The 20,182-nt window shown below is 46.2% G+C and carries 17 protein-coding genes; 7 read left to right on the top strand and 10 right to left on the bottom strand.

The window, feature by feature from the left end; genetic code table 11:
* The gene (kefB, locus tag R7P69_RS23105; RefSeq protein WP_005382809.1) at positions 1-1,797 is read right to left on the bottom strand and encodes a glutathione-regulated potassium-efflux system protein KefB; all 1,797 of its coding nucleotides are present in this window, start codon (positions 1,795-1,797) and stop codon (positions 1-3) included.
* Positions 1,781-2,374 carry a glutathione-regulated potassium-efflux system ancillary protein KefG gene (gene kefG / locus R7P69_RS23100; RefSeq protein ID WP_054575288.1) on the bottom strand — a complete coding sequence of 198 codons (594 nt, stop codon included), beginning with the start codon at positions 2,372-2,374 and terminating at the stop codon, positions 1,781-1,783. Before kefG ends, kefB begins: the two co-directional genes overlap by 17 nt.
* Positions 2,375-2,583: 209 nt before the next feature.
* Between kefG and R7P69_RS23095 the strand changes: the two genes are divergently transcribed.
* The 6 genes from R7P69_RS23095 to crp all read left to right on the top strand — a co-directional run bounded on the left by R7P69_RS23095 (position 2,584) and on the right by crp (position 8,197).
* Complete coding sequence (locus R7P69_RS23095; RefSeq protein WP_042523641.1) at positions 2,584-4,503, top strand: ABC transporter ATP-binding protein; 1,920 nt, start codon at positions 2,584-2,586, stop codon at positions 4,501-4,503.
* Positions 4,500-4,988 carry a TIGR02444 family protein gene (locus R7P69_RS23090; RefSeq protein WP_033907158.1) on the top strand — a complete coding sequence of 163 codons (489 nt, stop codon included), beginning with the start codon at positions 4,500-4,502 and terminating at the stop codon, positions 4,986-4,988. The genes R7P69_RS23095 and R7P69_RS23090 overlap by 4 nt, the downstream gene beginning before the upstream one ends.
* An 87-nt stretch (positions 4,989-5,075) precedes the next feature.
* Positions 5,076-6,083: a hydrolase gene (locus tag R7P69_RS23085; RefSeq protein WP_033907159.1), complete on the top strand. Its 1,008-nt coding sequence runs from the start codon at positions 5,076-5,078 to the stop codon at positions 6,081-6,083.
* Between the two features lie 33 nt (positions 6,084-6,116).
* Positions 6,117-6,329 carry a YheU family protein gene (locus tag R7P69_RS23080; protein ID WP_005382815.1) on the top strand — a complete coding sequence of 71 codons (213 nt, stop codon included), beginning with the start codon at positions 6,117-6,119 and terminating at the stop codon, positions 6,327-6,329.
* A gap of 125 nt (positions 6,330-6,454) precedes the next feature.
* Positions 6,455-7,324 (top strand): phosphoribulokinase, encoded by an 870-nt coding sequence (locus tag R7P69_RS23075; protein WP_005381434.1) that lies wholly within the window; start codon positions 6,455-6,457, stop codon positions 7,322-7,324.
* Positions 7,325-7,564: 240 nt separating this feature from the next.
* Positions 7,565-8,197 carry a cAMP-activated global transcriptional regulator CRP gene (gene crp, locus R7P69_RS23070; RefSeq protein WP_005381432.1) on the top strand — a complete coding sequence of 211 codons (633 nt, stop codon included), beginning with the start codon at positions 7,565-7,567 and terminating at the stop codon, positions 8,195-8,197.
* A gap of 136 nt (positions 8,198-8,333) precedes the next feature.
* On the opposite strand, the gene R7P69_RS23065 is transcribed toward crp, so the two are convergent.
* The 6 genes from R7P69_RS23065 to R7P69_RS23040 form a co-directional block, all read right to left on the bottom strand.
* Entirely contained in the window at positions 8,334-9,125 is a 792-nt protein-coding gene (locus R7P69_RS23065; protein WP_005381426.1) for a DUF1338 domain-containing protein, read from the bottom strand.
* A gap of 248 nt (positions 9,126-9,373) precedes the next feature.
* Positions 9,374-10,831 carry a succinylglutamate-semialdehyde dehydrogenase gene (astD, locus tag R7P69_RS23060; protein ID WP_238952131.1) on the bottom strand — a complete coding sequence of 486 codons (1,458 nt, stop codon included), beginning with the start codon at positions 10,829-10,831 and terminating at the stop codon, positions 9,374-9,376.
* A gap of 28 nt (positions 10,832-10,859) precedes the next feature.
* Positions 10,860-11,879 (bottom strand): arginine N-succinyltransferase, encoded by a 1,020-nt coding sequence (astA, locus tag R7P69_RS23055; protein WP_005381422.1) that lies wholly within the window; start codon positions 11,877-11,879, stop codon positions 10,860-10,862.
* 109 nt (positions 11,880-11,988) lie between these two features.
* Positions 11,989-13,200, bottom strand: coding sequence for an aspartate aminotransferase family protein (locus R7P69_RS23050; protein WP_005381420.1), 1,212 nt, complete (start codon positions 13,198-13,200; stop codon positions 11,989-11,991).
* A 361-nt stretch (positions 13,201-13,561) separates the two neighbouring features.
* The gene (locus tag R7P69_RS23045) at positions 13,562-14,149 is read right to left on the bottom strand and encodes an aminodeoxychorismate/anthranilate synthase component II (RefSeq protein ID WP_065274924.1); all 588 of its coding nucleotides are present in this window, start codon (positions 14,147-14,149) and stop codon (positions 13,562-13,564) included.
* Positions 14,150-14,338: 189 nt separating this feature from the next.
* Positions 14,339-17,290, bottom strand: a complete 2,952-nt coding sequence (locus R7P69_RS23040) for an ExeM/NucH family extracellular endonuclease (protein ID WP_238952132.1) — start codon at positions 17,288-17,290, stop codon at positions 14,339-14,341.
* Positions 17,291-17,833: 543 nt separating this feature from the next.
* Here R7P69_RS23040 and R7P69_RS23035 point away from each other — a divergent pair.
* On the top strand, positions 17,834-18,208 hold the full coding sequence (locus R7P69_RS23035) for a hypothetical protein (RefSeq protein WP_005381401.1): 375 nt from the start codon (positions 17,834-17,836) through the stop codon (positions 18,206-18,208).
* Between the two features lie 57 nt (positions 18,209-18,265).
* Here R7P69_RS23035 and trpS read toward each other — a convergent pair whose 3' ends face one another.
* Both trpS and R7P69_RS23025 read right to left on the bottom strand, forming a co-directional pair.
* A complete protein-coding gene (gene trpS / locus R7P69_RS23030; RefSeq protein WP_054575291.1) occupies positions 18,266-19,282 on the bottom strand; it encodes a tryptophan--tRNA ligase in 1,017 nt (338 codons plus the stop codon).
* A 116-nt stretch (positions 19,283-19,398) separates the two neighbouring features.
* The gene (locus R7P69_RS23025) at positions 19,399-20,085 is read right to left on the bottom strand and encodes a phosphoglycolate phosphatase (protein WP_005382834.1); all 687 of its coding nucleotides are present in this window, start codon (positions 20,083-20,085) and stop codon (positions 19,399-19,401) included.
* Between the last annotated feature and the right edge of the window lie 97 nt (positions 20,086-20,182).

Below are 20,182 nucleotides of genomic sequence, written 5' to 3'. Positions count from 1 at the left end.
CTACTTCCAATGATTAGGTGACTGATGGTCGCTCTCCATCTCACGACCAAATATTTCTTCTAGCTCTTTGCGTGCCTCTTTCGCCCTTTGAGCTAATTTCTTATCTTCATTGTGTTGAGGCAATAAGTCCTTAAGCATAGCATTATCCAACTTGCGAAAATGTGCTTCTGCCCGCTTTGCTTGATAAGGATGCATACCCAGTTCTACGAGCGCTTGGCGACCGAGATCTAGTGCCCCTAGAAATGTTTCACGAGAGTAATTCTCTACACCATGACTCATTAACTGGTAAGCCTCGACACGGCTTCTTGCTCGGGCTAACAACTTAAGTTTCGGGAAGTGCACGCGACAAATGTCCACGATGGCCATCACCTCATCAGGTGAATCAGTACAAATAACCAATGCTTCCGCTTTATCAGCGCCAGCAGCCCTCAATAGGTCAATTTGTGTAGCATCGCCATAAAACACTTTGTAACCATACTTACGTAATAGGTGGATTTGGCTGGCATCACTTTCTAATACTGTCACTTTGATTTTATTGGCATACATTAAACGTCCGACGATCTGACCGAAACGTCCAAAGCCTGCAATGATAACGCGTGGTCGGCGATCCACGACTTTCGTGGTCATGCCCTCTTCTTCTTGATTCAGGGTATGAGCAAACCACTTCTTTTGTCCCATCAGCAAAAGAGGAGTCGTCACCATGGATAGACTGACCACCACCAACAGAAACGCCACTTGCTCTTTGGACAAAATGCCCTCTTGGCTCGCCGCGGTAAATATGACAAAGGCAAACTCACCGCCTTGGCTCAAAATTGCAGCCATACGGCTTCTCGCTTTGGCTCCGACACGAGCAGCTCTCGCCAATGCATACAAAACCAAACCCTTAACCACGACCAAAGCCACCACCGCACCGAGAATCTCTAAAGGGTGTAATGCCAATAACCCCAAGTTTACCGCCATGCCCACCGCAATAAAGAATAACCCCAACAACAGACCTTTAAATGGCTCGATCGCGATTTCCAGCTCATGGCGATACTCACTCTCTGCCAGCAAAACGCCTGCTAAAAAAGTCCCCAATGCCATCGAAAGGCCGAGCTTTTGCATCACGACCGAAATGCCAAGCACGACTAAAAGTGCAGCTACGGTAAAGAGCTCACGAACGCCGCTCATCACGACAAAACGAAATAGCGGACGTAGTAAAAAGTGACCTCCAATCAACAGTGCTACCACACTGCCTAAAATAGTGAAGACATCCAACCAACTTCCACCACTATGCCCGCCTGCTAGCAAGGGCAACATCGCCAGCATCGGGATCACTGCAATATCTTGAAAGAGCAGCACCGCAAAACCAGATTGCCCCGTTTCGGTACCATTAAGCCCTTGCTCTTCAATGACTTTAAGCGCAATCGCCGTCGAGGACAGCGCCAACCCCATCCCGATCACCAAACTCACTTGCATGCTTACGCCAAACATACTGACGACACTACCAATCACGGCGGTCGTGACCACAACCTGCGCACCGCCTAAACCTAAAATCGGCCCTCGCATCTGCCACAATTTTTTAGGGTTTAATTCCAGCCCTATCAAAAACAGTAACAACACAACCCCAAGCTCGGCAAAATGCAAAATGGCATCAACGTCGCTAATTAAGCCAAGCCCCCATGGGCCAATCAACACACCAGCGAGTAAATAACCTAAAACCGAGCCAAGCCCAAGGCGCTGAGCAATCGGCACCGCAATAACCGCAGCCGAAAGAAAGACCACACTGCTTTGAAGAAACTCACTGGTGATCGCCATACAGACCTCCTCGCTCTGCCGCTTGCCAGTTTTCAAGTGGGTTACTCAGCCATCCACGGTATAACTCGGCATGTTCGTAGCGTTCAATATCCGAAACATTTCTTGACCAATACAACACCAGAGGTTCAATCCAGTGCATTTGGCATAGGGCTGCCGTCAGTTCAAACGGTTGCAAGATTTGCTCAAGTGGGTATTTGTTGTACCCCTTCGCGCTGAAGGCTTCTTCTTTACCACCTGTTGTAATGACACTGCGCCAGTATTTTCCTTCTAGCGCCGCACCTCCGCCAAACGCAAAACCTTTACCTAACACTCGGTCTAGCCACTCTTTTAATAGGGCTGGACATGAATACATATAAAGTGGGTGGTGAAATACAATCACATCGTGAGCGAGCAACAACTCATGTTCGTAATTCACATCAATAAAGAAATCGGGGTAAACACCGTAAAGATCGTGCACAGTGACGTGATCAAGCGACTGAGCTTTTTTTATCATCACTTGATTGGCAATCGAGTTATGTGGCTCTGGATGAGCATAAATGACCAGAACTTTTGGGAGAATAGACGGTGCAACAGCCAAATGGTCGTCCTTGTGGTTATTTTTATCCGTTATCAAATTGTTATACTTTTTTGTACAGCATAATGCAATTAAAGCGAATCAATCGACTTTTCCGGCCAATACCCCTACTATTCACCGCTAGATATATACCCAAGTGGCTTTAAAAACGATTGAAACCACTTCGCTATGTAACCAAGCAACGCGCACTGCGCAAAGTGAATGAAAACTTTATGATTACCTTCTCTGATATTCAGTTACTGCGTGGCGGTAAACCTCTTTTAGACCAAGCTTCTGCGACTATTCACCCTGGCGATAAAGTCGGTCTTGTGGGCAAAAACGGCTGCGGTAAATCAACGCTGTTTGCCCTACTGAAAGATGAACTGTCAATTGATGCTGGCTCATTTAGCCAACCTCAACACTGGGAGTTGGCCTGGGTCGCACAGGAAACGCCTGCGCTAGAGCGCACTGCACTGGAATACGTCATTGATGGTGATCGCGAGTACCGCGCTCTCGAAAAGCAGTTAGCTGAAGCAGAAACACAAGACAACGGAACCCTAGTTGCCGAGATACACGGTAAAATTGAAACCATTGGTGGTTACAGCATTCGCGCTCGCGCGGCAGAACTGCTCGATGGTTTAGGTTTCAGCCAAGAGCAAATGAGTTGGAGTTTGACCCAGTTCTCTGGTGGCTGGCGTATGCGCTTAAACTTAGCTCAGGCACTGTTGTGTCGTTCTGACTTATTACTGCTCGATGAGCCAACCAACCACTTGGACTTAGATGCAGTGATGTGGCTTGAACGCTGGCTACAAAACTACCCTGGCACGCTGATTCTGATCTCGCACGACCGTGACTTCTTGGATCCGATCGTTGGTCGCATCATTCACATCGAGAATCAGCAGCTGAACGAATACACGGGTAACTACTCGTCATTCGAAAACCAACGCGCACAAAAGATGGTGTTGCAACAAGCGATGTTTGAAAAGCAACAGAAGCAGATGTCGCACATGCAAAGCTACATCGACCGCTTCCGTTACAAAGCATCAAAAGCACGCCAAGCCCAAAGCCGTATCAAAGCTTTGGAGCGCATGGAAAAAGTACTGCCAGCTCAATTCGATAACCCATTTAGCTTCCAATTCCGTGAGCCAGCTGCGCTGCCAAACCCAATCATGATGATGGATGAAGTATCTGCAGGTTACGGTGACAACCTGATCTTAGAGAAGATCCGCTTGAACTTGGTTCCTGGCAGTCGTATTGGTCTACTCGGCCGTAATGGTGCGGGTAAATCGACCTTAATCAAGCTGCTCTCTGGTGAACTTAACGCGCAAGGTGGTGACCTAACTTACTCACAAGGCGTGAAAATTGGTTACTTCGCTCAGCACCAGTTAGAAACACTTCATCCTGAAGAAACGCCGCTGCAACACATGATGCAAATCGCACCCGATCAAACCGAACAGCAGCTACGTGATTACCTAGGTAGCTTTGGCTTCCAAGGTGACAAAGCACTAGAAAAAGTTGCGCCGTTTTCTGGTGGCGAAAAAGCCCGTTTGGTATTGGCTTTAATTGTGTGGCAAAAGCCAAACCTGTTGCTACTTGATGAACCGACCAACCACTTAGACTTGGACATGCGCCAAGCACTTACGATGGCACTGCAAACATTCGAAGGTGCGATGGTGATTGTTTCGCACGACCGCTATTTACTGCGCGCTACGACCGATGACTTGTATTTAGTGCATGATCGACAAGTTGCTCCGTTCGACGGTGATTTAAATGACTATTATAAATGGTTAACCGAACAACAAAGAGCGGAACGCAAAGAAGCGCAGGCTGCGCAGCCAAGCAAAGATACGGCCAACAGCGCAGCTGCGAAGAAAGAGCAAAAACGTCGCGATGCAGAGTTTCGAAAACAGACAGCGCCAATTCGCAAAACGCTGACACAACTAGAAAATAAAATGGATAAGTTAGGTGCTGCACTGGCCGAAGCTGAAGAACAATTGGCGGACAACTCACTGTATGCGGCCGAAAATAAAGCTAAACTTAACCAAGTGCTGGCACTTCAAGCTTCCAGTAAAGCTGAGCTCGAAGAAATTGAAATGGAATGGATGTCTGCTCAAGAAACGTTGGAGCAGATGGAGCTAGAGTTTAATCAATGAGTAATCAACACGCTGAATACACACTCACCCTAGAACACCTTTGGCAGTTTAGTCTGCAATTTTATGGTGTGCGAGAAGTGAAAGAGGCGTGTTTATCATTACAGAACAACTACCACGGTAACGTGAACCTACTCCTGCTGCTCAGATGGCTCGATGAGCAGCAACTCATTTTCCAAGAAAAAGACTGGCCCTTGGTGCAAGACTGTCTAGGTAGGAGCGAAACTTTACTTCACTCCTTTCGCGACCTTCGTCGCCACCTTAAGTCTCAAGTCAATGACGCTTTGTATCGTGAGACCTTGCAGTTTGAGCTGCAACTAGAAAAGCAGCAACAAGCGGATTTGGTGGACTGCATTAACTCACTTGCACTACTCAAAAATGATGGTGACCCACTGACGTTGAGATACTGTCGTCAACTCGGTGGGGAGCATTTGCAGCAAGCCTTTGCTATTCCGGTGCCAAACATTCAACCACCAAAACGCCCATAAATCTGTAGAATACCTATAATCTTTATAAAGGATTATATTAATAAGTTCTTCAACGGACACCGAAGGACCGCATAAGAGCAGTTAGGTATGACACAATTTTTCGCAGCCGCCGGGATCAAAAACCCGCATCTCCAAACGCTTTTGCCGCGTTTTATTCGCAAAAAAGCGTTATTTACGCCGATTTGGCAAACCCTCGATACATCCGATGGCGACTTTCTCGATCTCGCGTGGAGCGAGGACCCAACCCAAGAGCCTGCACAAAAAAAGCCGATTTTTGTTTTATTTCATGGGTTAGAGGGGTGCTTCTATAGCCCTTATGCCAATGGGCTAATGAATGCATTTGCTCAATCTGGATGGCTGTCGGTGATGATGCATTTTCGTGGCTGCAGCGGTAAACCAAACAAAAAAGCACGAGCTTATCACTCGGGAGAAGTGACGGATGCTCGTTACTTCCTAGAGCACCTTGAACAACGTTTTCCTGATAATCCCAAAGTTGCAGTTGGTATTTCTCTTGGCGGTAACATGTTGGCGAATTATTTAGCCCAATATAAAGACCACCCTATTTTGAATGCAGCGACTATTATCTCAGCGCCTTTAGACCTAGCGGCGTGTGCGAACCGTATAGAACAAGGCTTTTCAAAAGTGTATCGCCGTTACCTGCTTTCTTCACTGAAACGTAACGCGTTACAAAAGCATCATCTACTGCATGGTGAGCTTGCGCTGTCCTACAACTCAATAAAACGTGTCACACGGCTGTATGAATTCGATGATTTGATCACGGCACCACTGCACGGTTTTAAAGACGCACAAGATTATTACGATCAATGTTCTGGCTTAAGTAAATTACAACAGATCACGCTACCGACACTGATCATTCACGCCAAAGACGATCCGTTCATGACCGACGATGTGATCCCGAAGTTTGTTCTGCCAGATAACATTGATTACCGTCTCTTTGAACACGGTGGCCATGTTGGCTTCCTGACAGGAACGGCGTTAAAACCTAAGTTTTGGTTGGAGGAAGCGCTGCCTGCGTATTACGAAAGTATCGCCGCAGATTACCTTTCTGCTGTATCCAAGCAACGAACGCAGTAAACTAGCCGCTCATCATAAAAGTTAGAGGTATTTATGATCATTCCATGGCAAGACATTGCGCCGGAAACATTGGAAAACTTAATTCGTGAATTCGTCTTACGCGAAGGAACGGATTACGGAACCGTCGAGGTTTCTTTGCAAGACAAAATTGATCAAGTTAAAGCTCAATTGGAAAAAGGTGAAGCGGTTATCGTGTTCTCTGAGCTACACGAAACCGTCGATATTCAGCATAAAACAAAATTTTAGACCCTTCACATTTTACCGTATCCCACTCGATGACAAGGTATTGTTACGTGCTATAGTGGGATATCGACCGTGCAGTAGTAACTCTACTGCACATTACAGGTAAGTAATTTTCGACAAGGTTTGTCATGTCAGCTAAACACCCAATTATTGCGGTTACTGGTTCGTCCGGTGCCGGCACGACCACTACATCTGAAGCCTTCCGTAAAATGTTCAATATGATGAACGTTAAACCCGCATGGGTTGAAGGCGATAGCTTCCATCGCTTTACTCGCCCAGAAATGGACATCGAAATTCGCAAAGCCCGCGAGCAAGGTCGACACATTAGCTACTTTGGCCCACAAGCTAATGACTTCCCGGGATTAGAAGAGTTTTTCCGTAAGTTCGGGCATGACGGCACTGGCAGCGTGCGCCGTTATCTGCACACGTTTGACGAAGCGGTTCCCTACAATCAAATGCCAGGCACGTTTACACCGTGGCAAGACTTACCCGAAAACAGCGACGTGCTGTTTTATGAAGGGTTACATGGTGGCGTGGTCGATGGCGATGTTAATGTTGCTCAACATGTGGATTTCTTAATTGGCATGGTGCCGATTGTGAACTTAGAGTGGATCCAAAAATTCGTACGTGACACTCGCGATCGCGGCCATTCGCGTGAAGCGGTAATGGACTCAATCGTGCGATCCATGGACGATTACCTCAACTATATCACTCCGCAGTTTTCTCGTACTCACATCAACTTCCAGCGCGTACCGACCGTTGATACTTCCAACCCACTTAATGCAAAAGGCATCCCTAGTTTGGATGAGAGTTTTGTGGTGATTCGCCTACGCGGTATCAAGAATGTCGACTTCCCATATCTGCTGGCCATGATTGATGGCTCATTCATGTCACGCCACAACACGATTGTCGTACCCGGCGGTAAGATGAGCTTTGCAATGGAGCTCATAGTTCGGCCTATCCTACAACAGCTCATCGAAACAGGGAAAATTGGCTAAAAACCTGCCTGCGAAGATGTTTACTTTTCATACCGTGATCATGTGCACAGTTTTGCTTACAAAATCTCAATCATGGCACGATTAAAATCAAGAAATCGTTTTCGAAAAAGGATACTATTTCTTACCGAAACACAAGAGAGCTTGCAGCATATAAAAAGTGCTCTTATTCTAGTAGGCCTAATTCAGGCTTAGCTAAAATATGGATAGCGCAAGCGTACCCTGCAGAGGAAGTGAGATATTATGGTTCTAGGTAAACCTCAAACCGACCCAACATTAGAGTGGTTTCTTTCACACTGTCATATTCATAAGTACCCTTCAAAGAGCACGCTAATTCACGCGGGCGAAAAGGCAGAAACTTTGTACTACATCGTTAAAGGTTCTGTTGCGGTTCTTATCAAAGACGAAGAAGGTAAGGAGATGATCCTTTCTTACCTAAACCAAGGAGACTTTATTGGTGAACTTGGTCTATTCGAGGAAGACCAAGAGCGCACAGCTTGGGTTCGTGCTAAATCTCCTTGTGAAGTTGCTGAAATTTCTTTCAAGAAGTTCCGTCAGCTTATCCAAGTAAACCCAGACATCCTAATGCGTCTTTCTGCGCAGATGGCTCGTCGTCTTCAAGTAACTAGCCAAAAAGTGGGTGACCTGGCGTTCCTAGACGTAACTGGTCGTATCGCTCAGACGCTTCTGAACCTTGCAAAACAACCAGACGCAATGACTCACCCAGACGGCATGCAAATCAAGATCACTCGTCAAGAAATCGGTCAAATTGTTGGCTGTTCTCGTGAGACAGTAGGTCGTATCTTGAAGATGCTAGAAGAGCAGAACCTAATCTCTGCTCACGGTAAAACCATCGTGGTTTACGGTACTCGTTAATCTCGAACTAGAGTGACACGAACAAAATTATAAAAGCCACCAATGGCAACATTGGTGGCTTTTTATTTACTCATGACCAAATGAGATAGGGTGCAGCGAACACTAATGAGTAAGCTTAACAGGTTAACCCTAAAACTTAGCCATTCGTACTTTCAAAGATTTTGTCAGCTGAAGCGGCCACGAAACCTGGGTACAAATCACCATTTTCCATCGGATAGCGCTTAGCAAATTCATAAAACCCGCCAGGGATAATTTCAGTGCCTTCGCTAAAACGAACCGCTACTTTATCTGCCATGGTCGATGACTGCTCTAGCAACACCTCAGGAGTGCCCTTCACTTCACCACCATTTTCATTAATGGTAAACCCAGCGGTACGCAGATGATCGTTTACCTGCTTCACTTCTTCATATTCATTGAGCTGGTTAACGCTCACCGTGAAGTGGTTTGCTCCGTAACCATGCGCCGCAAGCCAAGATGCGTACTCACTTTCTTTAGCCAACGTTTGGTAATCAGCAAAGCTTAAATCCCACAAGCGTCCACCATGTAAGAATGCGCTATCGTTCAGCTTGTCAGCATCGACTTGTGCCACCAAATTTTTCACAATCTCTTGTAGCTCAGACGAGCACTCTTCAACTTTTAGCTCACTAATAAATACTTTAGGTTGCTTCGGATCTGGGTGCTCATAGTGCTTAGCAACCAGCTTTTTGCTTTCGAAAACGTAATCACCACACGCCTTGTAACCAATAGCTACAAATGGCTTAGCTAGAGTTTCAATACCAAGAGGCGCGATATTGAAGGTACGTAAAGCTATATGATCATTAATCAGAGGCTCATCTTCTTGAAGCAGCTGATGCACTTTAGCAGCCGAAGGGCAAAGACGTTGAATGTAATCTTGCCATAGCGATTCAAATAACACATCGGGCGTCATAACGACTCCTTGTTACGAGATGTAGAGTTTAAAGGTAAGCGGAAGTTGGCTGCTCGTTCACAACAAAAGTTGTCCAGAATAATGAACGAGCAACCATCAACCTGTGACGGTAAATGCCAGTCAGTCAACACGCTTTTCCGAGTCTTTGCTCACTTTTCGTGTTCTGCCAACGATCACTACAACCCATACCTAAATGATGCGCCGGCAAGGTGAGCCGCAATGCATAGTTGCGACTCTATTATTAAAACTTATAGCGCTACACCTGGACTCAATGTTGCAGGCAAGACAGTCTCTTGACCTTCCATTGATGCCATTGGGTACGCACAGTAATCTGCTGCGTAGTAAGCGCTTGGGCGCAAGTTACCCGACGCCCCCGGACCACCAAATGGCGCATCACCGCTTGCACCAGTGAGCTGGCGGTTACGGTTCACGATACCTGCACGAATGTGGTCAACGAAGTATTCCCATTCTTGGTCGTCGGTTGAGACCAAACCAGCAGATAAGCCAAAGCGCGTATCGTTTGCTAGCGCCACGGCTTTGTCTAACCCTTCGTAACGCACCACTTGCAGAAGTGGGCCGAAGTATTCTTCATCTGGTAACTCAGCAATGTTCGTTACATCAATGATGCCAGGAGAAACAAACGCCGCCTCTCCTGCTTTCGCTTCAATCAAGCTTTCACCGCCAAGAGACTGTAGATTAGCTTGTGCATCAAGAATAAACTTGGCTGCCGCGACCGAAATTTGCGGTCCCATAAATGGCGCAGGTTCTGCAAATGGTTGGTCTACGCGAATATTGCGTGTCGCTTCAACGAGCTTGGTGATAAGCGCATCGCCTTTTTCACCCAATGGCACATACAAACGACGAGCACACGTACAACGCTGCCCAGCACTGATAAACGCTGACTGGATGATGGTATAAACCGTGGCATCCAAATCACCATATTTATCAGAGATCACCATCGGGTTATTACCACCCATTTCTAGTGCGAGCATCTTGCCCGGTTGACCCGCAAATTGACGGTGTAATACATGTCCCGTATTTGCGCTACCCGTAAACAGTACGCCATCGATGCCTTTTGCGTCAGCGAGCGCGATACCAGTTTCTTTCGCGCCTTGAACAAGGTTAATCACGCCTTTCGGTAGACCGGCTTCTTCCCATAGCTTCATTGCCAATTCACCCGTCCATGGCGTTTGCTCAGACGGTTTGAAGACTACCGTGTTACCAGCCAGTAGCGCAGGCACAATGTGACCATTTGGTAGGTGGCCTGGGAAGTTGTAAGGACCAAACACCGCCATCACGCCCAATGGGCGGTGGCGCAATACGATTTGGTTGCCTGCTGCTTCACGGCTCGCCTCACCAGTGCGGTCATGATAAGCGCGAATCGAAATGGCAATTTTACCTGCCATGGCTGCAGCTTCAGTGCGCGTTTCCCAAATTGGCTTACCAGTTTCTTTGGCAATGACTTCGGCGATTCTTTCGCTGTTCTCTTTTACTTTCTCCGCAAAAGCCAACACGATTGCCTCACGCTCTGAAAATGGGCGCTTTTTCCAGTCAATAAACGCTTCACGCGCTGCAGATACCGCCTGGTTCACCTGCTCTGCCGTTGCACCTTTGCCTTGCCAGATCACTTCTTGGTTGTACGGCGACAGAGACGTAAATGCTTCACCCTGACCTTGTACCCATTCACCTGCAATCCAATGTGTCATTGTTTCTATCCTTAAATTCTGTCGTCTGTTACTGCGGAAGAAGGCGAACGAAATCCCCTTCTTCAACCGAAAGTGCATCCGCAACGTCTGGTGCAATCATCACGCTTTGTGTTTCTGCGTCATACGCCGCTTTAGTGACTGTCGCACGGAAGTTCTCGAAAGATGAATTACACATCAAGAAGTCTTGTGTGCTGGAATGTTCAGAGATTTTGACTTGCGCACGGAATGAATGACGTACCGACTCAATATTACGCAGATCACACTCAACCGTTGGACCACCGTCGAAGATGTCGACGTAGCCTCGGTTGGTAAAACCTTCACGCTCAAGCAGCTTCAGCGCTGGACGCGTGTTGTCATGTACTTGACCAATCACGGCTTGCGCTTCTGGGCTGAGCAGATTGATGTAAATAGGCAGTTTCGGCATCAAGTCGGCGATAAAGCCTTTCTTGCCGATACCTGTTAGGTAATCTGCAAGCGTGAAATCGATAGAGAAGAAATGCTCTTGGAGCCATTGCCAGAATGGTGAATTACCCTCGTCGTCTGAAACGCCACGCATCTCCGCAAAGATCGTTTCAGAGAAACGCTCTGGGTGCTCTGCCATCATTAGGAAACGACACTTCGACATTAGACGACCATTCAGACCTTGGCGGAATTTCTCACGCAAAAACAAAGTACAAATTTCGCTGTTACCCGTGTAGTTATTACCAAAAGTAAGCAGTTTAACGACGTTGTTAACGCCAAGCTTTGGCGACGAGTGCACAACTTTACTAATGTGATATGAGTAAAATGGGACATCCCAGCCGATAGATGCTTCGATTCCGGTGGTACCCGCAACCTCACCCGTTTCAGAGTCAAAGCCAACCATCAGGTAGCCTTCATCGCCTGGTTCTGCCACATCTGGCTTACCAAAGCTGTACTCTGAATGTTTGATTCGATTGGTTAACAGTTCTTCGTTAACCGGTAGAGATGTAAATCCGTGACCAGACTCCACCGCACAAGTGTGCAGTGCGTCGTAATCCGACATCGCGATAGGGCGAACTACTAGCATCAATACTCCCTCCAGATGCAAGAAGATCCTAACTATATTGTAGGAACAATTCCCCCATCAGAGATCCTTGACGGGGGTGTCTGCGTTGACGTTTAAACTGATATCGCGCTTAAACTAAAGTCGCAATCGCTTTATCCAGTTTCGCCAAGCCTTCTTCAATTTCTTGTTGTGTGATAACGAGTGATGGTGTGAAACGTACGACATTGGCACCCGCAACCAATACCATGAGACCTTGTTTACCTGCAGCAACTAGCACGTCACGCGCACGGCCTTGCCATTCTTCATTTAGTGCAGCACCAAGTAATAGGCCTTGACCGCGCACTTCTGAGAAGATGTTGTACTTCGCATTGATCTTCTCTAGACCTTCACGGAACATTGCTTCGCGTTCTAGCACGCCAGCCAACACCTCTGGCTTAGTAACTTCATTTACAACCGCTTCTGCAACCGCACACGCTAGTGGGTTACCGCCATATGTAGAACCGTGAGTGCCCACTTTCATGTGCTCTGCCAATTTTGCTGTCGTTAGCATTGCACCGATCGGGAAACCGCCACCAAGTGATTTCGCAGTACTTAGAATATCTGGCGTGATACCTAAACCTTGGTAAGCGTAGAAGTTACCTGTTCGGCCATTACCAGTTTGCACTTCATCGAAGATCAGTAAGGCGTTGTGTTTGTCACACAGCTCGCGAACCGCTTGAGCGAACTCAGGCGTTGGTGGCACGATGCCGCCTTCACCTTGTAGTGGCTCCATCATGACCGCACAAGTACGATCAGACATGTGTGCTTGTAAAGCTTCGATATCGTTGTAAGGAAGGTGTGTCACGTCGCCTGGCTTAGGACCGAAGCCGTCAGAGTATGCAGCTTGGCCACCAACCGTTACGGTAAAGAATGTACGACCGTGGAAACCTTGTTTGAATGCAATGATTTCAGACTTCTCAGTGCCATGAACGTCTGCTGCATAACGACGTGCCAGCTTCAAAGCGGCTTCGTTTGCTTCTGCGCCAGAGTTAGCAAAGAACACACGCTCAGCAAAACTCACTTCTGTTAGCTTTTTCGCCAGACGAAGGGCTGGTTCGTTCGTCATAACGTTACTTAAGTGCCAAAGCTTGTTAGCTTGCTCTGTTAGTGCGTTTACCATTACTGGATGACAATGGCCAAGACAGCTCACTGCAATACCACCAGCAAAGTCGATGTATTCATTACCTTCCTGATCCCAAACACGTGAACCTTCACCTTTAACAGGGATCATTTCCATCGGGTTATAGCAAGGTACCATTACCTCATCGAATAAACCGCGCTCTACTTTAATTTCCGTTGTCATTGCACATTCCTTCTTGATACCGCATGCGTAGCAGATAAGCGAATTTAACCAGCTCTCTTTGCCAGCAAATAATGTTTTGCATTTAAGCTATTGCGGCATTGTATTTACATTTAATTAACCATTTCAATAGTGATTTATTCTTTTCGTTCTCGAAAGTAACTTCCATTAATCACTGCTTATGACTATTTATGCATCAAGAAAGTAAAATAGAGAAGTGATTTTTTATAAATGTTATGTAATACAGGGGATAGAAGGTTTTAAAAGACATGAATAGACAAAGAGACTCGAGAGAATCGCATAGTTTTGCAATCCGCTCACCTCAGCAAAAAGATGAATGATTTGTTAAGAAAAGTGATCGCGATCAGATCGTTTTGCGTGCTAAAAAGTTCGCAAGCAACTCGTGACCTTGCTCAGTTTTGATTGATTCTGGGTGGAATTGCACCGCATCAATTGGCAAGGTTTTATGTTGGTAACCCATTATTTCATCCATGCTTCCGTCAGGCAGTTCTGTCCATGCAGTCAGTTCAAACACGTCGGGTAAAGTACCGTTTTTCACCACAAGAGAGTGATAACGGGTTACCGTGAGTGGGTTATTCAGATTTTTAAACACACTGCGACCGTTGTGACGAATTGGTGAGGTCTTGCCGTGCATCACTTGTCGAGCACGTACCACTTCCCCTCCAAACACTTGTGCAATCGCCTGATGACCAAGACAAACTCCTAGGATCGGCAACTTACCAGCGAAGTGTTCTATCGCTTTCAGTGAAATACCTGCTTCGTTCGGCGTACATGGCCCTGGCGAGATCACCAAATGAGTTGGGTTGAGCGCCTCAATGCCTTGGATATCGATTTCATCGTTACGCACCACCTTTACGTCTGCACCAAGCTCGCAGAAGTATTGGTAAAGGTTGTAGGTAAAAGAGTCGTAGTTATCGATGATCAACAACATAAAGGGTCGGTTGCTCCAATCCGTTTTGGCAATGCTTACGTAGTGAATCGCCACGTTCGTGACAATCAAGGGCGGTATTTTGCTATACCAAGCAAGAAAGGCAAGTTTTTGCTGAATAAAAAGGCCAGCATAGGCTGGCCTTTGGTCTTTACAGCTATTTAGGAACTGTTTGTCAGGAAGTAAATTCGCTTAGCGGCGACGACGGAATAAGCCGAGACCTAGCAGCGCAAATAGCGCGCCAAAGCCAAATGAACCACCATCATCATCATCGTCTGATGGGTTAGTACTCGACGGCTCTAGCGTAACATCGCGAGAATCACTGAACTTAACCGTGTTACCGGTAGAATCTGTCACTTTCTCTTCTAGAACGTACTGACCTTCCGTTGGTGCTTTGTCGAATTCCACACTCACGCTACGAGCATCAATGTCTGTTTGTGTCAGAGTTGCACTCGCTTCGTAACCATCAGTATCAGACGTTGACGACGCCGCTTGAGTTGCTTCCGTTAGGCTTACCGTCACGATATCACCGACAACTGCGTTTGGTGGTAGACGAACTTCCACTGCTAGGTTTTCACCTGAGCTTGGTAGATCGATATCTGTATCTGGTAAATCAATCGCGATGATCACTGGATCGTGGTCAGAGGCAGAGAACGCATCTTTGTACTTCGGCATATCACCTGTGTACTTGCTGCTGTATTCGAACAAGTTACTCTCTAGTGAGTTGATGTGCCAATCTTCAATTGCTACCACTTTTTGCGCTAGGCTGCTGCTTGCCAATGCGTGGTCCAAATTACCCAGCTCGCCCGAATAGGTGTAAGAAAACGTATCAGTGCCGTGCAGCAACGTGTTTAAGTTGTGCAGACCGTAACCTTTTTCAATTTTGGTCTTCTCTACTTGAAGTTCACCATCACCAATGGTTGTGTAAGCAGCAGTATAAATGTCACGGCCGTATTTCTCTTTCGAGTAATCAGTCAGTGTCAGAAGTGGGTCTTCCATGCCATAAGCATTGAGGTCGCCCATGAGCAATACATCGCCTTTCACCTCTTTCAACGCTTCACCCACTGCGTGCGCAGCAGAAACGCGGAAGTTGTTACAGTTGCCTTGCAGATCCGCTGGCTCAGAATCTTCTACACCAGCAATCCACTCTTCAATACACTCAGAGCCTTTCGACTTAAAGTGGTTTACGACAATAGACAAATCTTCACCCGTCTCTTTCACCGTAAAGGTCTGAAGTAGACTGTGGCGTTGGTACTTATCGTAAGCAGGGTTACTTTCTGTGCCCTCTTTACGAGTAATTGTGTTTTCTGCAATGTGCTGCTCTGGCGTGATGATCACTTTTGCAGCGTCTTTTGGCGTTACTGCGTTAGCACGATATAAAATCGCCACCATGATCGCATCACTGCCAAAGTATTCTTCTTGGTATTTGTCTTGCTCTTCGATTTCGACATACGTGTAATAATCTTCAGCGTCATCAATCTCAGCATTTAGGGCATCAACTAAGTTTTGGATAGCACTGCCATCACCAAAGCCGTTGTTTTCCACTTCCATCAAACCAATAACGTCTGCGTCCATCTTGTTCATCGCCGCAACGATTTTCGCTTGCTGGATCAGGAATTCGTCTAGATTAGTCGCACCACGGTTTTGTCCGGTTGGGTTTTCATGACCACTGTCAGCCACGGAGTTGAAGTAGTTCAGTACGTTGAAGCTTGCAATACGCAAATCTGAGTCCGCAATCGCTGGGGCATCTTTACGAGCCACGTCGAAGCCTTCACCTGAAGTCACGAAGTTGGTGTTATTGACTTCATTTGTCGCAATCAGGCGGTATTCGTTGTAGCTGTAAGCCACGACACCCTGTAGACCTTCTACTCGAGAACCAAGGCGAATGTGCTGCTCTGAAGAGCCATCTTGATCTGCATCTTTAGCAAAATCTGGGTAGTATGGGATTTGGCCGTTTGGTGCTTTGCCATCTGATTCTAGGTATACGCGGTTCGCTGCGTTGTCTTTTGCTAGCTCAACGGCTGCATCGCTCTCTGCCGCGTGTAATTGAGTCGGCTTTAACAATGGCGCTTCATGAGAGAGCATCATATTGTTACGACGTGAATCGTAGTCGTAAGAGAAGTTTCGAGTTACAAACAAGTCACTTGCCGAGGTCAACTCAACTTGCATGCCTTCATGACGCTCTAGCGCATCACGTAGTGTCTCACCTTCTTTGATAACAAGATCGGTAACTCGAGGGGTTTCAGAGGTGCCTGTTTTCACATAGCTGTTAGCATCAGAAGCTAGCTGAGTATTGCTGTAGTACTCTTGAACTTTACCTTTCACACAAACAACGTCACCAGCTTTTAGCTCCGTGTCTGCCGCATCGGTATGAATGAACAAACCTTCTGAGGTCTTGTCGTTGTTATCACTTTCTAGTGCTTGTAGGTAGAAACCTTTGGTTAGGCCAGTGGTAACAGCAGTCACGACACCAGTTACGAAATGATCTTCGTCAGTAATGTATGGGTAACCATCAATGAATGGAGACGTATCGCCTTCACCTTGAATATCTTGGATGGTAGTGAAGTTAGGTTGCTGACCGTCTACTTCACAAGCGAATGGTGCTGGTGGCTCAGTCGCATTTAGCTCACCAAGGCCGTCAATGTTGTCTTTCTCAAATGCCGTCCACTGAGATGCATCATAAGTAGCAGAAGGGGTTAGTGCATCACTGTTACGAACTAATGTGGTGTCTTTACCAAAATCTACGTCACCCATCACACCGATGATGTCGTGCACTTCACCATCTTTAAGCAGTGCGATCGGGTCGTCACCGTTAAAGTTCGCAACGCTTTTATCTGTGATATCCGCGACAGCTTTGATGGCATCGCTCGCGTCACCATGCGCCAGTACATACACTTGGTTAGCTTGTATCGTCACTTGGCTAAGGTCGAATGTGCTGCCCCAAGTACCACCACCGTTTGATGATTTCGCCAACTCGTAGCCAGTGAGTGTCACCGCAGTATCACCCGTATTAGCGATCTCTACCGCTTTATTATAAGCGCCGCCTTCTACGTATTGGGAAATAATAATCTCTGCGTTCGCATTTGCACTAAGTGCACTGGCGATGGTTAATGCGAGTATTGAGGGTTTGATTAACGTGTCCATTGTCATACCTGATATTTATGTAAATGCAAACTTAGCTCTGGTTAGAGCCTGCCATTTGCGTCTACTATCAGGTTTATTTATGAAATAAATAAGAATGAGTAATTAAAGCCGTGAAATGAATCACATGTGAATATAAGAAAATATGCCAAAGCATCCCATTCAAACATTTTTTGTAATAAATACAGAGCGCTATTGATAAACAAGTCAGAATTTAGATTGATTACTCAGTTTACTTTTTCACTTCATGTTAAGGAGTAGAAAATACATCACTTGTTGAGTTGCTTATTAACCCAACCGTTCCGTTACAAATAAAAAATATAATTAGTCACTAATTTAGAATGCTTTAATTTTCACTTGTATCACTGTTCAAGCCCAAGAATCTATTACTCGCTTCGTTCTCTCTTATACAGGCCCCTCATACTTCAAAGTTTTCATGATTTATTCAATAACTTTTCATTACTCACTAGCCAAAAACATACACAAAAGATATAACACCTGCGCGAGACAATAAGATCTCATTAGCTGTAAACCCAGGAACGACAAATGAAAAAAATTCAACGCAGTGTGCTAGCTCTCTCCCTACTTGGCTTGATAGCGGGGTGTCAGTTGACCGCCAGTGAGCCACTTCAACCTACGGCGAATCAAGACATCATCGAATCAGCCAAAAATGAACTGGATGGTATTGAAGAGCTAGAAGTCAGTGACGAGGGTGTTATTACCTTTACTCAGCGTCTAAGAACGCCAGGAACCTACTGGATTCCAGCGAGAATTAAAGAACTCAGCTACGATATATCATGCGTACAGCTTAGTTACTTCATTGATAGAGGCATGGTTGTGAAGTCTGCCTTTCTAGGGGCTCGAGGACGTGTTGAATATTACGACATGGAACGCTGTATGAAAGACACACCATTTCAGTAATACAGGCATAAAAAAAGCTCCACCAAAGTGGAGCTTTTTCGTATTCGTTCTTAGCAACTATGGGCGAGCTACAAAACCTACTGCTTCGTATGCTTTCTTAAGCGTTTCAGCCGCTCGTGCCGAGGCTTTCTCCGCGCCTTGCTGCATTACCTCGTCCATGTAAGCACGATCAGCGCGAATACGGTGATATTCTGCTTGAATAGGCTCAAGCATAGTAACTAGAGCTTCACCAACGTCTTTCTTGAATGGACCGTACATTTCAACGCCTTGGTATTTCGCTTCAATCTCTTCAAAGCTCATACCTGTTGCCGCAGAGTACAGACCCATTAGGTTAGCAATGCCCGCCTTGTTCTCGATATCATGACGGATACTTGGTGGCGTTTCGGTATCGGTTTGCGCTTTGTTGATCTTCTTAAGGATCGACTTAGGCTCTTCCAGCAGCGTGATAACGTTCTTACGGTTGTCATCAGATTTAGACATCTTCTTCGTTGCGTCTTGAAGGCTCATTACACGCGCATTTACTGTCGGAATGTAAGGCTCTGGAACTTGGAAGATTGGCTGCTCTGGCGAGTAAATATTGTTGAAACGCGTTGCGATATCGCGCGCTAATTCTAGATGTTGCTTCTGGTCACTGCCTACAGGTACTTGGTGCGCACCGTAAAGCAAAATGTCAGCAGCCATCAACACCGGGTAGTCAAATAGACCGACGTTTACGTCATTCGCGTAACGTGCCGATTTGTCTTTAAACTGAGTCATACGGCTCAGCTCACCCATTTGAGTGTAGCAGTTAAGAAGCCAACCTAATTGAGCATGCTCTGGTACATGTGACTGAACAAATAGCGTGCTCTTCTTCGGGTCAACACCAACTGCCAGACAAATTGCCAGTGCGTCTAGAGTTGCTTCATGCAGCGCTTTAGGGTCCTGACGAACCGTAATCGCGTGAAGGTCTACCACACAATATTGGCAATCATAATCGTCTTGCATCTGCTGCCATTGACGTAGAGCACCCAAGTAGTTACCGATACTTAGTTCACCTGAAGGTTGAACACCACTCAATACAATGGGTTTGCTCATTAGAATGATTCCTTTGACTTCTTAATCTAATTAAATGAAAAAAACCGTGCAGTAATAGGTGCACGGTTTACTCAGTGTACTCATTAACGAGTATTTTGGAAGCTCTTTTGTAGCCGTTATGCAGAAACCGCTACAACGTCCAATAATTCTGCCAAACTGTCAGCGACGAAATCTGGATTTGATGCTGAAATAGGTTCACCGTGGTTGTAACCATATGTCAGACCAAATGAGGCACAGCCTGCATTCTTTGCTGCGAGAATGTCGTTTTTCGAGTCGCCAACCATCAGCATTTCACTTGGTTGGATTTGGTGCTTTTCCATTAGCCAGTTCAATGCTACTGGGTTTGGTTTTTTCTCTGGGAATGCATCACCGCCAAGGACATCAACGAAGTATTTTGCGATGTCGTGCTTTTCCAAAACGTCAGGCACAAACTTTGAAGGTTTGTTAGTCACCAACGCCATAACAAAGCCCGCTTTGTGCAGCTCTGCTAGTGTCTCTTTTACCGTTGGGTAAAGATGACTTAGCTTGTGACCGCTTTGCTCGTAGTAATCATCAAACAATACACGCGCTTTAGCACGAAGCTCTTCACTCAGCTCTGGGTTGATGGTCAGGCTTTGGCTTAATGAGCGACCAATAAGCACGTCTGCGCCGTTACCCACGTAATCACGAACTTGTTCTTCTGAAACCGATGGAAAGCCAAGCGCCTGTACTGCTTGGTCTGCCGCGACAGCTAGATCTGGCACGCTATCAAGCAAAGTGCCATCTAGATCGAAGGCGATGAATTTAATGTCTTGTTGAGTCATAACTTCCTTGAGGATTTTTATTTATAAATCGGTGAAAACGACAAAGGATGGCACCCCATCCTTTGTTTTTATCATTATGTCTGATTCGACAGTAACT

Source organism: Vibrio sp. 661 (genome assembly GCF_033339315.1).
Classification (GTDB): Bacteria; Pseudomonadota; Gammaproteobacteria; order Enterobacterales; family Vibrionaceae; genus Vibrio; species Vibrio alginolyticus.
Note: the sequence above shows the minus strand (reverse complement) of the source record. Positions and strands in the feature narration are given on the sequence as shown.

Excerpts from the sequence above, each read along its gene's own strand:
- R7P69_RS23095 (WP_042523641.1), top strand. The coding sequence starts at position 2,584 with ATGATTACCTTCTCTGATATTCAGTTACTGCGTGGCGGTAAACCTCTT.
- R7P69_RS23035 (WP_005381401.1), top strand. The coding sequence starts at position 17,834 with ATGAAAAAAATTCAACGCAGTGTGCTAGCTCTCTCCCTACTTGGCTTG.
- R7P69_RS23040 (WP_238952132.1), bottom strand. The coding sequence starts at position 17,290 with ATGGACACGTTAATCAAACCCTCAATACTCGCATTAACCATCGCCAGT.
- R7P69_RS23065 (WP_005381426.1), bottom strand. The coding sequence starts at position 9,125 with ATGACGCCCGATGTGTTATTTGAATCGCTATGGCAAGATTACATTCAA.
- R7P69_RS23075 (WP_005381434.1), top strand. The coding sequence starts at position 6,455 with ATGTCAGCTAAACACCCAATTATTGCGGTTACTGGTTCGTCCGGTGCC.
- R7P69_RS23045 (WP_065274924.1), bottom strand. The coding sequence starts at position 14,149 with ATGTTGTTGATCATCGATAACTACGACTCTTTTACCTACAACCTTTAC.
- crp (WP_005381432.1), top strand. The coding sequence starts at position 7,565 with ATGGTTCTAGGTAAACCTCAAACCGACCCAACATTAGAGTGGTTTCTT.
- kefB (WP_005382809.1), bottom strand. The coding sequence starts at position 1,797 with ATGGCGATCACCAGTGAGTTTCTTCAAAGCAGTGTGGTCTTTCTTTCG.
- astA (WP_005381422.1), bottom strand. The coding sequence starts at position 11,879 with ATGCTAGTAGTTCGCCCTATCGCGATGTCGGATTACGACGCACTGCAC.
- R7P69_RS23080 (WP_005382815.1), top strand. The coding sequence starts at position 6,117 with ATGATCATTCCATGGCAAGACATTGCGCCGGAAACATTGGAAAACTTA.
- trpS (WP_054575291.1), bottom strand. The coding sequence starts at position 19,282 with ATGAGCAAACCCATTGTATTGAGTGGTGTTCAACCTTCAGGTGAACTA.
- astD (WP_238952131.1), bottom strand. The coding sequence starts at position 10,831 with ATGACACATTGGATTGCAGGTGAATGGGTACAAGGTCAGGGTGAAGCA.
- R7P69_RS23050 (WP_005381420.1), bottom strand. The coding sequence starts at position 13,200 with ATGACAACGGAAATTAAAGTAGAGCGCGGTTTATTCGATGAGGTAATG.
- R7P69_RS23085 (WP_033907159.1), top strand. The coding sequence starts at position 5,076 with ATGACACAATTTTTCGCAGCCGCCGGGATCAAAAACCCGCATCTCCAA.
- R7P69_RS23025 (WP_005382834.1), bottom strand. The coding sequence starts at position 20,085 with ATGACTCAACAAGACATTAAATTCATCGCCTTCGATCTAGATGGCACT.
- R7P69_RS23090 (WP_033907158.1), top strand. The coding sequence starts at position 4,500 with ATGAGTAATCAACACGCTGAATACACACTCACCCTAGAACACCTTTGG.